The sequence below is a fragment of the Thioclava sp. IC9 genome, from assembly GCF_002213225.1.
Lineage (GTDB): Bacteria > Pseudomonadota > Alphaproteobacteria > Rhodobacterales > Rhodobacteraceae > Thioclava > Thioclava nitratireducens.
This window is the reverse complement of record NZ_NBNX01000001.1, coordinates 528,532-544,044: the sequence shown is the minus strand read 5'-3', so window position 1 is coordinate 544,044 and position 15,513 is coordinate 528,532. Positions and strand designations below refer to the sequence as shown.

The following is a 15,513-nucleotide window of genomic DNA, read 5'->3' as shown; positions in this document are numbered from 1 at the left end:
GATAGTGACGGCGGCTGCGACGCCGGACAACTCGGTCAGTGCTGGGTCGCGTCGGACGGTGTGCCGGACAGCTCGTCGATGACCTGCAGCCACAGCTCGGTCGGTTGCGCGCCACTCACCAGATGAGCATTCGCGACAACGACCGAGGGCACCGCGTTGATCCCACGCTCGCGCGCATGTTGTTCCTTGGCGACGATCGTGTCGATATCGGCATCCGAAGCCAGAAGCCGCTCCACCAGTCGCGGGTCCATCCGCGCCGCCTCGGCCACTTCACACAGCACGGTCGAGTCGCCGATATTGCGCCCGTCGCTCCAATGTGCGGCCAGCAGCCCCTCCATCGCCTCTTCCTGCCGCTCTTCCAGCCCCGCCCAATAGAGCAGGCGATGCGCGTTGCGGGTGTTCGGCTGATGGGTGACGCGCTCGGGGTGGAAATCGTAGCCCTCGGCCTCCGCGATCTCGAGCAGCTGCACATGCATCTTCGCCGCCCCGTCCTGACCGAACTTCGCCTGCAGGTAATCGGCGCGCGCCATCCCCTCGGGCGGCATGGTCGGGTTCAGCTCGAAGGGCTGCCACGCACGCTGGAACGGATGGTCGGGGCGTTGGGCGAGCGCCCGGTCGAGCCGCGCCTTGCCGATGAAGCACCACGGGCAAACGGGATCGGCGAAAATATCGAGCGTGATCATGAGGTGACCTCCTGTTGCAGCATGGTGCGGATTTCCGAGCGCAGCACCTTGCCGTTGCGGTTGCGGGGCAGGGCGGCGATATGGGCGTAAAGGCGCGGCTGCTTGTAGCGTGCAAGCCGCGCCTCGGCATGGGCGCGCAGCGTCTCTTCTCCGGCGTCGCCGGTATAGGCCAGTGCGATGACGCTTGCATCGACTTTCACCGCGATTTCGACCGCGGCCACGTCGCCTGCGCCGGGGCAGTCATGCATGACCTCTTCGACCTCGATCGGCGAGACCCGGAAGCCGCCCGCATTCATCATATCATAGCCGCGTCCGAGATAGGTGATCGCACCATCTTCGCCCATCGAGACCGTGTCGCCGGTGACGAACCACGGGCCGATCCGGCGCGCCGCAGTCTCTTCGGGCGCGTTCCAATAGCCCAGATAGAGCCCCGGATCGCTTTCATGGATTGCCAGCTGACCCGGCTCGCCGCGCGGCACCGGTTGCCCGTCTTCACCCAGCACGGCGACATGACGGCCCGCCTGCGGATAGCCGCAGGTGCCGGGCGGCGCGGGATGGTCCGGACTGCCCGAGATGAAGGTCGAGCATTCGGACATGCCGAGCGCCTCATAGACCCTGGTGCCCGTCGCCGCGATCCAGGCCGCGCGCGTGGGCTCCGGCAGCGCCTCGCCCGCGCTCAGCCCATGGCGTAGCTTCGGCAGCGATAGCGCCTCATGATGTTTCAGGATTTGCCGGTAGACTCCGGGAGCGGCGGCGAAGATCGTCGCGTCGAAGCGCTTGAGCAGCAGGGGCAGGCTGCGCGGCTCCACGCCGTCCGCCGGGATCAGCGCGGTGGCGCCCAGCGTCCACGGGTCCATCAGCCCGGTGCCGAGCGTATAGGTCCAGTTGAAGGCGCCTGCATGCATCAGACGGTCGTCGGGCCCCATGCCATACCAGCCGCGATACATCATCTGCCGCGCCCAGATCGCGCGATGCGCATGCATCACGGCGCGCGCCGAGCCGCCCGTGCCGGAGGTGAAGATCATATAGGCGAGGCGGTTCGGATCGCCCATTGCGTAGTCGCAGGGGGCGGCGTCCTCGGCCTTGCGCAGAATATCGGCGGGGATCACGTGCGCCGGATGATCGGGTAGGGCGATCCCATCGCCCGCCACGACAGCCGCCGGATCGAGATCGGCCGCCAGTTTGGTAATCTCCGCCTCGGTCAGCTGCGCCGATGTCGGCACCGGCACCAGCCCGGCTGCGATGGCGCCAAGGAAAGCGATGGGAAATTCCGGCCCGTTGCCCAGCCGCAGCATCACGCGATCCCCGGGCGTCAGCCCGGCGTCCAACAACAGCGTTCCCGCACCGCGCACCGCCGCGGTCAGCCGCCCATAGGACCAGCGCTGCGCGCCCGAAGGCTTCACGATCTGCATCGCCAGCTTGTCCGGGGTCGCCGCGCCTGCCGCCAGAACATGCGCGGCCATGTTGAAGGCGCTCGGCGGGGCGGGGATCGGGTCTGTGCGGTAAACGGAATCCATGCCGCCTAGCTAGGACGCGGCGCGCGCCCGAGCAAGCCCGAACGCGCGACCTTCACTCTGACTTCGCCTTGGCGAAATTATCTTGGGGTGGAACGAGCTGCCTTCCAGTGGAAGGACGCCCCGCCGAACGCCCGGAGCGCAAACGAAGGGCCACGACGCCGCGGGGCAGAGCCCCCTGCAACTTTAGCCATGTGCGACCGTGCGCGGGAGCAAAGCGCCCATGTGACGTGAAGTTTGCGCGCCTATGCGCGGGCTAAGCTTACTCGTCCTCTTCCTCGTCGTCGCCGAAGCGCGCGTCGTCGTCATATTCGTCCTCGCCTTCGGGGACGTATTTCGAGGAGGCCGCGATCGAGTGACCGTCATGAGTCGGGTCCATGATCACGTCGGAGGGCAATTCGCCTCGCATCCAGTCGCGAATTTCGTCGCGCGCGTCGGCGGGCTCCTGTTCGGTCAGCTCGGCGATATAGCGGATGAAGGCTTTCTGATCGCCGTCGATCTCGTCAAGCTCGGCCTCGTCGGCATCCGGCCACCGATCCACGATAGCCTCGTAAAATGCCGCCCAGTTTTCCTCGATATGGTGCCATTTCATCGCTTTTGATCCTTTTCTTCACGGCGCGTGTCGCGGGTGACCCTCATACTGAGAAAGGGACGCGCGCGGGGCTTTGCAAGGCACAAGGCCGAGATAGCTCGCGCGGTTCCATATCGCGTTGAATTCCGGGAGTTACCTGAACCAGCCCTGCACCGAACGGGCACCGCCCGAGATGTCGTCGCCCACACCGGCCACCGTGTTGCAGCCCGCCATTGCCGCAGCGATCGCTGCCAGAAGGATGAGTTTCTTCATTGTCCTGCCTCTTCGTACCACCAGACATCGGGCTCGAAGCCCGGCCATGCCCCGTATAGCGGGGTCTTCTCAGGGTAGTGAAGCTGCTTGATATGGGCGATCCGGTCAACCGGTGCGTACCAGATCGGAATGACATAGCGGCCCGCAGTCAACACCCGGTCGAGAGCACGGGTCGCGGCGACGAAATCCTCGTGGCTTTTCGCATCGAGCATGGCCTTCACCATCGCCTCGGCGGCTGGGGAATTCATGCCCATCCAGTTGCGCGAGCCGGGCTCTTTCACGCCTTTCGAGCCCCAGTAGAGGTTCTGCTCGTTGCCGGGCGACAGTGACAGAGCGCGCCAGTACCACGCCATGTCGAAATCATAGGAATTGGTGCGCTGTGTGTATTGCGCATCGTCGATCACGGTCACTTTCGGGAAGATACCCAGCTTCTTGAGCGCCTCGGTGTAGATGTCGACGATGCTTTGCGTCTCGGCCGCGCCCTGTTGCAGCACGATCTCGAAGGTGAAGGGCTTGCCGTCCTTCTTGAGCACGCCATCGCTGTCGACCTGCCAGCCGGCCTCTTCCAGCAGCTTCGCGGCGGCGCGCATGTTCTTGCGGTTGCGCACGCCGCCGTCGGACGTAGGCAGGCTGTAGCCGTCGATCGTGCCGGGCGGGAGCTGATCGGCGAAGGGCTCCAGCAGGGCCTTCACCTTGCCCGCGGCGGCGCCGTGCTCCATCCCCAGCTCGGAATTCGAGAAGTAGGACGAGATCCGCGGCTCCGCGCCGCCATTGATGGTCTTGTTGATGAATTCGAAGTTGAACGCGTCGATCATCGCCTGACGCACCCGCCAATCCGCGAAAACCGGGTTGCGGGTGTTCATCACCAGCCCCTTGATCCCCGAGGGACGCCCGTTCGGAATCTCGGATTTGATCACGTCGCCCGATTGCACCGCCGGGAAGTCGTAGTTCCGGCCCCAGTCGGCCGCGTTCCATTCGGTGTAGCTGTCGGTCTCGCCGCCCTTGAAGGCTTCGAACACGACGCCGCCATCGCCGAAATAATCATAGCGGATCGTGTCGAAATTGTTCCGGCCCTTGTTGAAGCCCAGATCCTTCCCCCAGTAATCGGGGTTGCGTTTCAGCTCGATATATTTGCCCGGATCGACGCGGCCCACGACGTAGGGGCCGGAGCCGATCGGAGCCATATTCGTGGTGGAGGCGAAGTCGTGCCCCTCCCATTGCGACTTCTCGAGAACCGGGCGCATCCCCATGATCAGCGCCATTTCGCGGTCCTTCACCTCGGGTTTGAAGGTGATGCGGACCTTGCGATCGCCGGTCTTCTCGATCTTTTCGACCTTCGACCAGGCGTTCTGATAGCGCGGATGGCCTTCGGTCCCGAGCGTCTTGTAGGACCAGATGACATCCTCGACCGTCACCGGGTTGCCGTCCGAGAACTTGGCCTCGGGGCGCAGGGTGAATTCCACCCAAGTGCGGTCCGGGTCGGTCTCGACCGATTCGGCGAGAAGTCCGTAGAGCGTGAAAGGCTCGTCCATCGAGCGGCCCATCAGCGATTCGGCGACATAGCGGCTGATTCCTTCCGCCGGTCTCCCGTTCAGGATCCACGGGTTGAGCGAATCGAACATGCCGGCCACGCCAAATCTGATCTCGCCGCCCTTTGGGGCATCGGGATTGGCGTAGGGCAGATGGGTAAAGCCGGCGGGAAGTGCAGGCTCGCCGTACATTGCAATCGCAGGTTGTGGCTCCGCGGCAGCGATCCCTGTAAATACAGGGGCGAGCCCGAAAAGAGCCCCGCCGAGTAAATGGAAAAACACCGATCTCGTCATGTTAACAATCCCTGCCTTGCCTGCATTTATTGGCGCCAAGCTAGCGAGAGGTTTGAAACTGCGCAAACTTTTCCCTTGGAGAGCGGCGCAGGATTGCTTATAAGGGATGCACTGCTCGATAGGTTTCTTGCCTGTATGAAACCTGCCTCATGACTTGACGCCCGCCCTAGCGCGGGCGTCTTTTTTTACCTCATTACCCAAGAAAACAAGGCCCTCACCGCGATCTCACGCGGTATTGCGCTTGCAGCATGGCGTTCGCACGCGCGGCACGGCATGATCCCGGCGAATCCGTCACTTACGTCACCGAAGGAGAGAACATGTCGCTTCAGGGAAAAACCGCCGTCATTACCGGATCGAATTCCGGGATCGGTCTCGGGGTCGCGCGCGAACTCGCGCGCGCGGGCGCCGATATTGTCATCAACTCCTTCACCGACCGCGACGAGGATCATAAGCTCGCCGCCGATATCGCATCGGAATTCGGTGTCACCGCGCGCTACATCAAGGCCGATCTCTCGAAAGGTGCCGAAGCGCGCGCCCTGATCGAGCAGGCGGGCAAATGCGATATTCTCGTGAACAATGCTGGCATCCAGCACGTCTCGCCGATCGAGGAATTCCCGGTCGAGAAGTGGGACGCGATCATCGCGATCATGCTGACCTCGGCCTTCCACACCACCGCCGTCGCGCTGCCGATGATGCGCAAGGCGGGTTGGGGCAGGGTCGTCAATATCGCCTCCGCGCACGGTCTGACCGCGTCGCCCTATAAATCGGCCTATGTCTCGGCCAAGCACGGCGTCGTGGGCCTGACCAAGGTCACCGCGCTCGAGACCGCGAAGGAAGACATCACCGTCAACGCGATCTGCCCGGGCTATGTGAAGACCCCGCTCGTCGAGGCGCAGATCCCCGACACGGCGAAGGAATACAACATGACCGAGGAAGAGGTGATCGAGAAGGTCATCCTCGCGCGCCAGCCGTCGAAGGAATTCGCGACGGTCGAGCAGATCGGCGGCACCGCCGTGTTCCTGTGCTCGGACGCGGCGGCGCAGATCACCGGGACCACGATCTCGGTCGATGGCGGCTGGACCGCGCTGTAACCTGAAAGACTGGCGGAGCGGTTTCGCTCCGCCTCTTCAATAGGGGCGTGACGAGACCGTACGCTCATGCGCCTGACGATGCGCGATCACGGCCTCCAGCCGGTTCTTCACCCCGTATTTCTGCATGATATTGGTCATGTAGAACTTTACCGTCTTCTCGCTGATCGCGAGGCGCTTGGCGATTTCGCGGTTTGTCTTGCCGCGCTCCAACTCGCGCAGCACCTGCATCTCGCGGTGGGTCAGGCTCTCGCTCTCGGATTTTTCCTGCCCCGAAAGCGCCGCCTGCAGCAGCGCCGCCGCGAAGCTCGGCGAAACGAATGTGCCGCCGTGCAGGATCGCGTCGATTGCCGCCTGGAGTTCCGAGACGCCGACCCCTTTGAGAATGTAGCCCTTCGCCCCCGCGCTCATCGCTTCGATCGCGGTGGCGGGCTCGTCGCAGGCGGTCAGCAGGATGCATTGCATGGACGGGTCGTGATCGATGATCTTGCGAAGCGCGTTCAACCCGCCGCCGGGCATGCTGAGATCGAGGATCATCACGTCGGGCCGTCGCGCCCGGGCAAGCTCGATCGCGTCGATGGCGGAACTGCCTTGATCGAGCACGTCGATATCGAGCGCGTCCTGCAGCACGGCGCACAGCCCCTGCCGGAAAATTGGATGGTCGTCTACAATACAAGCCGTCGTCGGCACAAAATCGGACATCGAAATACCCCTTGAACGATCCCGCGACCGCGTTCCCCAACGCGTGAAGGCCAAGCCATCCGGACTGTCGCGAAATTCGTCTTCCCCCCGGACGTCCAGAATGAAGAGGTCTTGAAGAAACACAATAAAGAAAGACGCTTATCATCTAGCCCCATCGGTGTATGGGCGTAGCTCCAAGGGTTTACCCTTGCGTCACTTTCAGCGGCGTTCCGGTTCGAGCGGGATACGGCAGATCACCTCCGATCCCTGCGGCTCAAGCAAGCGGAACTCGAGCGTGCCTCCCAGCGATTGCGCCCGGAATTGCATCCCCGGTAGACCAAGCCCGCCCTCGCGGTATTCGCGCTCCTGCGGGGGGGTGTGGCCGGGGGCCGCGCCGCTGTCGCTTATGCGCAGAACGAAATCGCCATCCTCTTGATAGGTTTCGATTTTCTGCGTCGAGCCTGGAGCGTGTCGCGCGGCATTGGCCAGCGCTTCCTGCACGATCCGGCCCAAGGTGCGCCGCGTCGTCTCGGACAGTTCCGGAGCGTCAGGTGCGAGCGAAAGCGTGACCTCCAAACCGGTGCGTCGGCGGTGATCGGTGGCGAGCGTTTCGACCAGCGCGGCCAGCGTCGGCGCAGCGTCGAATTGCGGCGCGACCAATCCGCCCGAGATGGCACGGATTTCCTCCATCGTCTTGCGCGCAACTTTTTTGATTTCCGAGACAATCCCGGCCGCTTTCGCTTCATCGGTCGCCCCGGGCGAACGAATCAGATGCTCCAGCCGGTCGATCTCCAGCACCAGGTAGGAGAGAAGCTGGCAGGCGCCGTCATGCAGGTCCGCGCCGATCCGACGTTTCGCGCGCTCGTCGATATCGGCGGCATTCCGCGCGGCTTCGGCGATCGAGCGGTGCAGTTGCGAATTGCCGAGCAGCAGCCGCTCGCGCTCGGCGAACTGGCGGCGGAGCTCGACGGTCTGGCGCTCGATCGTCAGGCTGCCGCGCTGCACGATCAGGAACAGCATGGTGAAGACGATGATCGCCACTGGCCCGACAAAGAGCCATGTCGTCTTGGCGGAGGTCAGCAGCGCGCCCCGGACCACATCGGCGTTCTGATAAAATTCTCCGACGGCAAGAATGGTGCCGGTCTCCAGGTCGCGCAGCGGCGCATAGATTTCATAGAGATGCACGCCCAGCGCGCGCTCGGCATCATGGGCCGCGTCCTCGAGATCGGGAAACCTTCCGAAGACATTCCCCTTGAGAGCCTCGAAGATCTCGTCGTCGGGCAGCACATGGCCAAGCCCTGCATCGGGCGCGAAGATCAGCTTGCCCTCGCGGCTCCAGATCTTGATGGCGAGGAAGTTGCCCTGTTTGCGAAACCCCTCCGCGAGCGCGTGCAGCGCGGCGAGATCTTGGGCGCGCAACGCATCCGATCGGCCCAGCGCCTGAACATGCGGCTGCAGAAGGTTCTGCATGTAGAAGGCGGCAGTGTCGGCAGAGGCGTCGAGAAGCCGGGTCGTCGCGCGGTTGTTGATCCAATAGGCGAGCGAGGCCAGCAAAAGGCTCAGCACCAGGCCCAGACCCACCAGAAACTGCAGGGATAACGAAAATCCCAGAAACCAGCGCAGCGGGTTGCGCACCGGCTGCACCCGGTCCGGGGCCCCCACATCCCCGACCTTGGTCGCATCGCTCTTAGACCTTCGTCCCATGTTCCCTTGCGTCCTTTGGCGAGGAGCGTTCCCGACCATAGGGGAAAATCGCGTTGGACCTAAGACAATTTTCGTCGTCCCGATTCGATGGCCTCATGGAAACAGGAAAAGCGCCGAGCTTGTGGGGGTGTCGGCGAGAGATGCGGCGCAGGGGTGTTTGCCATCTCGCACAGCCTCCTATGAACCGAGCTTCGGCAATGGGTGTGACACGGACCGCGATGCGCGGGCCGAATTGGTCTTAGGGGGCTACCATGACGATCAAACTGGCCGGAGCCGATCTCGATTATCTGCTGCAACAGGCAAATATCCTGAACGATTATTCGCGACTGACGAGCGCGCTCGACCCGAACGGGGTGCGCGAAGTGTCGGGCCACAACAACAACCTCGCGGGCGGCTATACCGTCGATGAGAACGGCAACGTCGTCTGGACCGGCGGTGGCAACGTGCATCCCGATTGGGGGCAGGCCGATACCGAGTTCCTGCGTATGTTCATGACAAACCACCCGACCGAGCCGGAATACGGCACCTCTTATGCGACCGTGCAGAAGATGTGGGTGACGCTGGTGCTGCCCGATAGCGAGGGCCGTCTGCCCGGCGATCTCGATTATGTCCCGACCTCGAAGCAGGTGCTGGTCGACAACCCGATGTCGATGTCGCCCTCGATGTTCGTGGCCGACTCGAACGGCGTGGCACCGGGTGCAACGGGCTACCTGCCGACCGTCGATGCGACGTCGATGATGACCGCGATGTCGGACGCGCAGCCGGAATACCAGTTCACAAGCGATGGATCGACGCTGGATATCCTCAACAGCTCTGTCGTGGTGGATTCGACGCCGCGCCTGATCTCGCAGCTGATCAGCAGCTCGAATGTCGACATGACCGATCCGAACTACAACCCGGCTGCGGTCGCGGCGATGAACGCGCTTGGCGGCTCGGCAGTGGATGTGTCGAACTCCGTGGTGGGCGATATCACCACCGCATTTATCCCGAATCCCGGCGTGCTGGGCGGGGTGAGCTATAACGAATGGTTCGTGGCCTTCGGTCAGTTCTTCGATCACGGGCTGGATTTCATCCAGAAGACCGGCGGCGTGGTGATGATCCCGCTGAGCCCGAACGATCCGCTCTACGTTGATCCGATGTATGCGCCGAACCCGGATTACGTGGATGCGGCGACCACGCCGAACGTTCCCGAGATGATCGCGACGAACCCGTCTTACATTCCCGGCGTCTCGAACATGATGATGCTGAGCCGCGGGAAACTGTCGAACCCCGATACGGATTTCGACGATCAGGGCAACCTGCTGCCGGGTGTCACGCCGCTCTACAACAACAATACCGGCCTGATGATCGATCAGAGCCAGACCTACGGCTCGCACGAGTCGGTCAACGCGCTGCTGCGGCACTACGATGCGAATGGCGTCGTCACTGGCAGGCTGATCACCGGATCCGAGGACGGGATCGTCCATCGCCAGGATGCGAATGGAAATCTCGTGGCGCTCGACGTTTCGGACGGCTCGGCAATCGCGCCCGATGGTACGGAGGTCACGGGTAAGGACGAGCTTGCGACCTGGGCCGACATGAAGGTCAACGCGATGCGGATTGGCGTCGAGCTGATCGACACGGATGTGCTCGACTGCCCGTGGATCAACGCCGATGCGATCGGTCGGCTGAACTTCACGCCGCAGCAGGATTTCCACTTCCGTTCGGATCAGAGCATCGCCGATATCGACGAGATCGCTTCCACGATCGGGATCGATATCAACGGCATGACCTACGAGTCCTACGCGCAACTGGAAGCCGCGGGCTACGATCCCTTCGTGCGTTGGACGCTGCAGGATGCAATGGACGGCCATTGCGCGGCGGCTGATATCGGCGAAGTGCGCACGACGAACCAGCCGATCCTGATCGATATCGCGCATGGCGCGACGCCGGGCCTCGACTTCCAGGGCAACGAGCTGAACCCGGCCTCGGATCCGAATTCGGGCGCTTTCACCTATGACGACGCGCTTCTGGCCCGTCACAAGGTCTCGGGCGACGGCCGCGTGAACGAGAACATCACGCTCACCTCGGTCCACCACGTCTTCCACGAAGAGCACAACATCCAGGCCCATAACATCATGATGTCGGCGGTCCGCGATGCGATCGAGACCGGTGACCTCAGTGGCCTGAACGGGACCGACGCGGCCAACGAGGGCTGGCTCGCGGTGGATGTCGATCAGGCCACCTTCGACAGCTGGGCAACGACGAACCTGAACGACGAAGGGGCGGTGCAGGACATCGTCGACAGCCTCACCTGGGATGGCGAACGCGTCTACCAGGCCGCACGTCTGATCACCGAGAGCGAGTACAACCACGTCGCGGTCGATCAATACATGACGACGCTCTACCCGGCGCTGCCGGAATTCGTGTCCTACTCGGCCGATATCAACCTCAATATCAGCCTTGAATTCGCGCAGGCGGTGTTCCGTCTAGGCCACTCGCAACTGCGCGAGACCGTGCAGATCGCGGTGACTGACGACGCCGGCGTCCATCCGGGCGAGCCGGGCTACGTGCCGACCTATGTCGAAAGGGGTCTCTTCGACGTCTTCCTCAATCCCGATCAGTTCGACGCCTACGGCGCATCCGGGATCGCTGCGGGTCTGCTGTCCCAGCAAGGCAACGAGATGGACGAATTCGTCACCGCGGCCCTGCAGCAATCGCTGGTCGGCGTGCCGCTCGACCTGGCCGCGCTGAATATCGCGCGCGGTCGCGATGTCGGGCTGCCGACGCTGAACGAACTGCGCCAGCAGGTATTCGACGGGCTGATGCAGAATACCTCGAACAACGCCAATGGCGCGGGCATCGCGCCCTATCACAGCTGGGAAGATTTCGGCGCGCATCTGCGCACCCCGGAATCGCTGGTGAACTTCATCGCGGCCTATGGCCGGGACGAAGCGGGCACGTTCAAGCTGCAAGAGGCGCGCGACGCCTATCAGGCGGGCACGGGCGAGCTGTGGCAGATCCGCGAGAAGGCGCAGGCGATCATCGATGCGGCGGCGGATCCGTCCGATCAGCTGCATGACGCGGCGCTGATGTTCATGCGCGGCTCGGGCGAGCCCACTTACACTCCGGGCGAGGGCTGGACGCTCTCGGGCGGTTCGGGCGATCAGGGCTTCTGGGATATCGACCTCTGGGTCGGCGGCTTGGCCGAACAGCCGATGTTCGATGGCCCGCTCGGCACGACGTTCAGCTTCATCATGCTGGACTTCACGCAGCGCCTGCAGGATGGCGACCGGTTCTATTACCTCTACCGGATGCCGGTCGGTCACCATCTGGGCGACCAGATCATCGGCGAGCAATTCGCCCACCTGATCATGCGCACCACCGGGCTGGAGCATATCCCGGACGCCTTCGCGACGCCCTCGGCCACCTATGTGCTCGACGGCGAGACCTCGGCGGGCACCTTCAACGACAATGCCCGCGATGGTCTGGTGGCGGATGGCACCGACGCCTACCAATACAACGATTACTTCAACGCCACGCTGGAGCGGCTGCCCGACGAGGTGCGCCAGATCGACGTCGGCAATGGCAGCTTCGAAGAGCAGGTCATGGGCAACGGTGTCGGCACGACCAACACGAACGGCACCTACCTGAACGGCGCGCCGCAGGGTTGGCAGCTGACCAATGGCGGCACCTGGGCGCCCGAGACCGAAGTGCTCTCGGCCGATCCCAATCCGCCGGTGGACGGCGCGATGCTGACCGGCGATCAGGTCGCCTATCTCGGCGATGCCGCAATCCTGTCGAAGACGGTGCAGACACCGCTCGTCGAGAACGCGACCTATACACTGACCTTCGACGTGATTGACCGGCTCGACCGTGAAGCGACCGGCGGCGAGGCGAAGCTCTTCGACAGCAACGGAAATCTGCTGGGCTCGGTCATCTTCGACCCGCCGACCGAGAACGGTGGCAAGGTGACGGTGACGCTGGTGAGCGACCCGATCCCGGCTTCCTCGGCGGGGCTGGACCTGCGCATCGTGATCGAGAAATTCGATCTCGCGGGCTCGATGGACCAGATCCTGATCGACAATGTCCAACTCACCGAGAGCATCCCCGGCGGTCCGGCCAATGACGGCCATATCACGGTGATCGGCCTCTCCGGCGACGACTTCATCGTCGGCGCTCTGGGCGATGACGTGCTCTACGGCGACGAAGGCAATGACCGCATCGAAGGCGCGCAGGGTAACGATCACATCTATGGCGGCGACGGCGACGACTACATCACCGATTACGAGAACGACGACTTCATTCTCGGCGGACTCGGTAACGACACGATCTTCGCCGGTCCCGGCGTGCTCGATACGGCGCATGGCAACGAGGGCGATGACGAGGTCCATGGCGGCGACGGCATCGACGAGGTCTTCGGCGACGACGGCGATGACCGGCTCTATGGCGAGGGCGACACCGACCTGATGATGGGCGGTGACGGCAACGACTACATGGATGGCGGCGACAGCGTCGACGAGATGTTCGGCGGCAACGGCGCGGACTGGATGGTCGGCGGCGTCGGCGACGACAACATCAACGGCGGCTCGGGCAACGACCTGCTCGAAGGCGGCCTCGGCCCGACCGCGAACGATGGCGACCGCCTCAACGGCGACAGCCCCGCGCAGCTCAACCCGGTGATCGAGTTCAACGGCGACGGCACCGAGGGCGACATGGATATCGGCTCCTACGAGGACGCCTATATCAACGTGATCGCGAACCTGCAGACCTCGAACAACGCAGGCACCGGGTCGGTCCTGATGGACCAGTACGCCTTCCTCGAAGGGCTCGTGGGCTCGCAATACAATGACGAGTTGACCGGCGCGGACGAGAACGGCATCGGCTCCAACGGGATGAACAACTATCTCGTGGGCGGCGGCGGCGATGACAAGCTGACCGGTCTGGGCGATGGGGGCGACGAGACCACGGGTCAGGCCGATTTCATCTTCGGCGACAGCGTGGTCGTGGACTCGAACCTCTACTGGATCGGCGACAACCGTCACGACCAGTCGGTGTTCGAGGTCAAGCGGATCGAGAACTGGTACGGCACCGGCGACACCCGTGTGGTGTTCTCGGACGGCTCGCTGGGCCACATCCTCGGCGACACCGGGGCGGAGGGCACCGACACCGCGCTCTATACCGGCAACCGCGACGACTACCGCATCGAGCTGATCGCGATGAACGACCAGCAGGCGGTTCGGATCACCGATCTTCGCAGCGGCACCGACAACCAGGGGAACCCGGTCGCGACCGATGGCGTGGATATCCTCGTCGGCGTCGAATTCGCCAAGTTCGCGAATGGCGAGATGCTCTCGCTCGCGGCGGACCCGATGTCCGACATCATGATGAACGCCACCGGGAACCGTGGCGGCGGAACTATCGCGACGCTAAGCGCGGATGTACCTTTCGACGGGCAGGCGACCTACGAACTGGTCGGAGGCTCGCCGGAGATGCGACTTCGCGGCGCCAATAACGATGAGCTTCGCGTCGCGGGCGGGCTTGGCGACAACGAGACGCTGAGCGCGACGATCCGTGCCACCGACCTCACCGGGACGCAGGTCACCGAGACCCTCAACATCGTCACCGGCGATGCCGGAGACAATACGATCGATCTGAGCGGCTCGACCAACGACACCTTGGTCTACGGTCGCGAGGGTAATGACACGATCACCGGCGGGGCGGGCGACGACTCCTTCGTCTGGACGGTAACGAACCAGCGTCCCAATCGGCCAGAGCGCCCGGACGGTCGCGATTTCGTGGATGGAGGCGCCAATGGGGCGGCGGGAGATCGCTTCGTCGTGTCGGGCAACAACACCCGCGAGACCTTCGCGATCTACACGCTCGCTGCTGCGCTTGACGCGGGGATAGCGGTTCAGAATCTCGCGAACGCCGAGATTATCATCACACGCGACGGTGTCGTGATCGCGGAACTTGCCAATATCGAGGAAATCACGATCAACACGCTCGACGTGACCGCGGACAACGGCAATGGCGTGCCCGACGGCGCGAATCCGCGGCGCGGCGACACGGTCCAGATCGTGGGCGATTTCTCGGGCACGAGCCTCGCCTATTCCACGATCACCATCAATGGCGACGCGGGCGACGACACGGTCGACATCTCGGGACTCACCTCGGATCACCGCATCGTCTTCAACGGCGGCGGCGGAGATGACATGGTGGTCGGCGGCGAACGTCCGCAGGACGAAGTTCACGGTGCCCGCTATGGCACGCGCTCGGAGAGTTCCGATCAGGACGGCTCGAACAGCGGCAGCGATGGCGGCGCCGACGACAGTTCCGACGACGCGATGTCCGACGGGGTGGTGCTGGTCGGCGACGACACCGCCGAGACCTTCATCGGAATGGAGGGCAATGACGTCATCTTCGCAGGCGGCGGCGCGGACAATGCGCTTGGCAACGGCGGCGACGACATGATCTTCGGCGATGGCGGGGCGGATCGCCTCTTCGGCGGCGACGGTGACGACGTGATCGAAGCCGGCAAGGGGCATGACATGGTCTTCGCCGATGATGGCGACGACACGGTCATCGCGACCGAGGATGACGGGGCCGACAGCTACTGGGGCGGAGAGGGCTCGGATACGCTCGACTACGCCGCGATCCAGGCCTCGGTCGAGGTCGATCTGGGCCACGGCACCAACGGCCACGGCCAGGTGATGATCGGCGAGACCGCCGACCAGATCTACAGCTTCGAGAACGTCATCACCGGCAGCGGCGACGACACGATCATCGCCAACGGTGCGGTCAACGTGATGGATGGCGGCGGCGGCCACGACACCTTCGTGTTCAACTCCGCAGCCGATGCCGACGGCGACCGGATCAACGGCTTCGCACCGGGCGACAAGATCGACCTGAGCGGGATCGACGCAGATCACGGCGCGGCCGGTTCGCAATCCTTCGTCTTGTTCGCGGCTGGCGATTTCAGCGCCGCGGGCGAACTGCGGGTCTCCTTCGAGATGCGCGACGATGGCGAGCACACCATCATCGCCGGCAATGTCGACGACGATCTGGATGCCGATTTCGAGATCGACATCACGGGTCATCACATGCTCGACGCCTCTGATTTCAACGGAGTGAACTAAGGGTTGGCGCCCGGCGGAGGGGTCCGTCGGGCGCTTTGTACATAAGTCTCAAGATCTT

8 protein-coding genes are annotated in these 15,513 nt (G+C 63.6%); 2 read left to right on the top strand and 6 right to left on the bottom strand.

The features are described 5' to 3' along the window. Positions 1-35 precede the first annotated feature (35 nt). From B6V76_RS02390 to B6V76_RS02375, 4 genes are all read right to left on the bottom strand, one after another. A complete protein-coding gene (locus B6V76_RS02390) occupies positions 36-683 on the bottom strand; it encodes a DsbA family oxidoreductase (protein WP_075774783.1) in 648 nt (215 codons plus the stop codon). After that, on the bottom strand, positions 680-2,200 hold the full coding sequence (locus B6V76_RS02385; protein WP_088726557.1) for a class I adenylate-forming enzyme family protein: 1,521 nt from the start codon (positions 2,198-2,200) through the stop codon (positions 680-682). The genes B6V76_RS02390 and B6V76_RS02385 overlap by 4 nt, the downstream gene beginning before the upstream one ends. 259 nt (positions 2,201-2,459) lie before the next feature. Continuing rightward, positions 2,460-2,789 (bottom strand): hypothetical protein, encoded by a 330-nt coding sequence (locus B6V76_RS02380; protein ID WP_075774785.1) that lies wholly within the window; start codon positions 2,787-2,789, stop codon positions 2,460-2,462. Between the two features lie 248 nt (positions 2,790-3,037). Continuing rightward, the gene (locus B6V76_RS02375; protein ID WP_088722764.1) at positions 3,038-4,864 is read right to left on the bottom strand and encodes an extracellular solute-binding protein; all 1,827 of its coding nucleotides are present in this window, start codon (positions 4,862-4,864) and stop codon (positions 3,038-3,040) included. Positions 4,865-5,181: 317 nt separating this feature from the next. Between B6V76_RS02375 and B6V76_RS02370 the strand changes: the two genes are divergently transcribed. Next, positions 5,182-5,955 carry a 3-hydroxybutyrate dehydrogenase gene (locus B6V76_RS02370; RefSeq protein WP_075774787.1) on the top strand — a complete coding sequence of 258 codons (774 nt, stop codon included), beginning with the start codon at positions 5,182-5,184 and terminating at the stop codon, positions 5,953-5,955. Positions 5,956-5,991: 36 nt separating this feature from the next. Here the strand turns inward: B6V76_RS02370 and B6V76_RS02365 are convergent, their stop codons facing one another. Together B6V76_RS02365 and B6V76_RS02360 are read right to left on the bottom strand one after the other, a co-directional pair. Further along, a complete protein-coding gene (locus B6V76_RS02365; RefSeq protein ID WP_088726556.1) occupies positions 5,992-6,654 on the bottom strand; it encodes a response regulator transcription factor in 663 nt (220 codons plus the stop codon). 198 nt (positions 6,655-6,852) lie between these two features. Continuing rightward, positions 6,853-8,337 carry an ATP-binding protein gene (locus B6V76_RS02360; RefSeq protein WP_166504521.1) on the bottom strand — a complete coding sequence of 495 codons (1,485 nt, stop codon included), beginning with the start codon at positions 8,335-8,337 and terminating at the stop codon, positions 6,853-6,855. Positions 8,338-8,588: 251 nt separating this feature from the next. On the opposite strand from B6V76_RS02360, the gene B6V76_RS02355 reads away from it, so the two are divergent. Further along, entirely contained in the window at positions 8,589-15,455 is a 6,867-nt protein-coding gene (locus tag B6V76_RS02355; RefSeq protein WP_088726554.1) for a peroxidase family protein, read from the top strand. Positions 15,456-15,513 lie beyond the last annotated feature (58 nt).

What these genes read in the sequence shown, in the direction of transcription:
- B6V76_RS02390 (WP_075774783.1), bottom strand. Translation starts at nt 683, where the DNA reads ATGATCACGCTCGATATTTTCGCCGATCCCGTTTGCCCGTGGTGCTTC.
- B6V76_RS02385 (WP_088726557.1), bottom strand. Translation starts at nt 2,200, where the DNA reads ATGGATTCCGTTTACCGCACAGACCCGATCCCCGCCCCGCCGAGCGCC.
- B6V76_RS02380 (WP_075774785.1), bottom strand. Translation starts at nt 2,789, where the DNA reads ATGAAATGGCACCATATCGAGGAAAACTGGGCGGCATTTTACGAGGCT.
- B6V76_RS02375 (WP_088722764.1), bottom strand. Translation starts at nt 4,864, where the DNA reads ATGACGAGATCGGTGTTTTTCCATTTACTCGGCGGGGCTCTTTTCGGG.
- B6V76_RS02370 (WP_075774787.1), top strand. Translation starts at nt 5,182, where the DNA reads ATGTCGCTTCAGGGAAAAACCGCCGTCATTACCGGATCGAATTCCGGG.
- B6V76_RS02365 (WP_088726556.1), bottom strand. Translation starts at nt 6,654, where the DNA reads ATGTCCGATTTTGTGCCGACGACGGCTTGTATTGTAGACGACCATCCA.
- B6V76_RS02360 (WP_166504521.1), bottom strand. Translation starts at nt 8,337, where the DNA reads ATGGGACGAAGGTCTAAGAGCGATGCGACCAAGGTCGGGGATGTGGGG.
- B6V76_RS02355 (WP_088726554.1), top strand. Translation starts at nt 8,589, where the DNA reads ATGACGATCAAACTGGCCGGAGCCGATCTCGATTATCTGCTGCAACAG.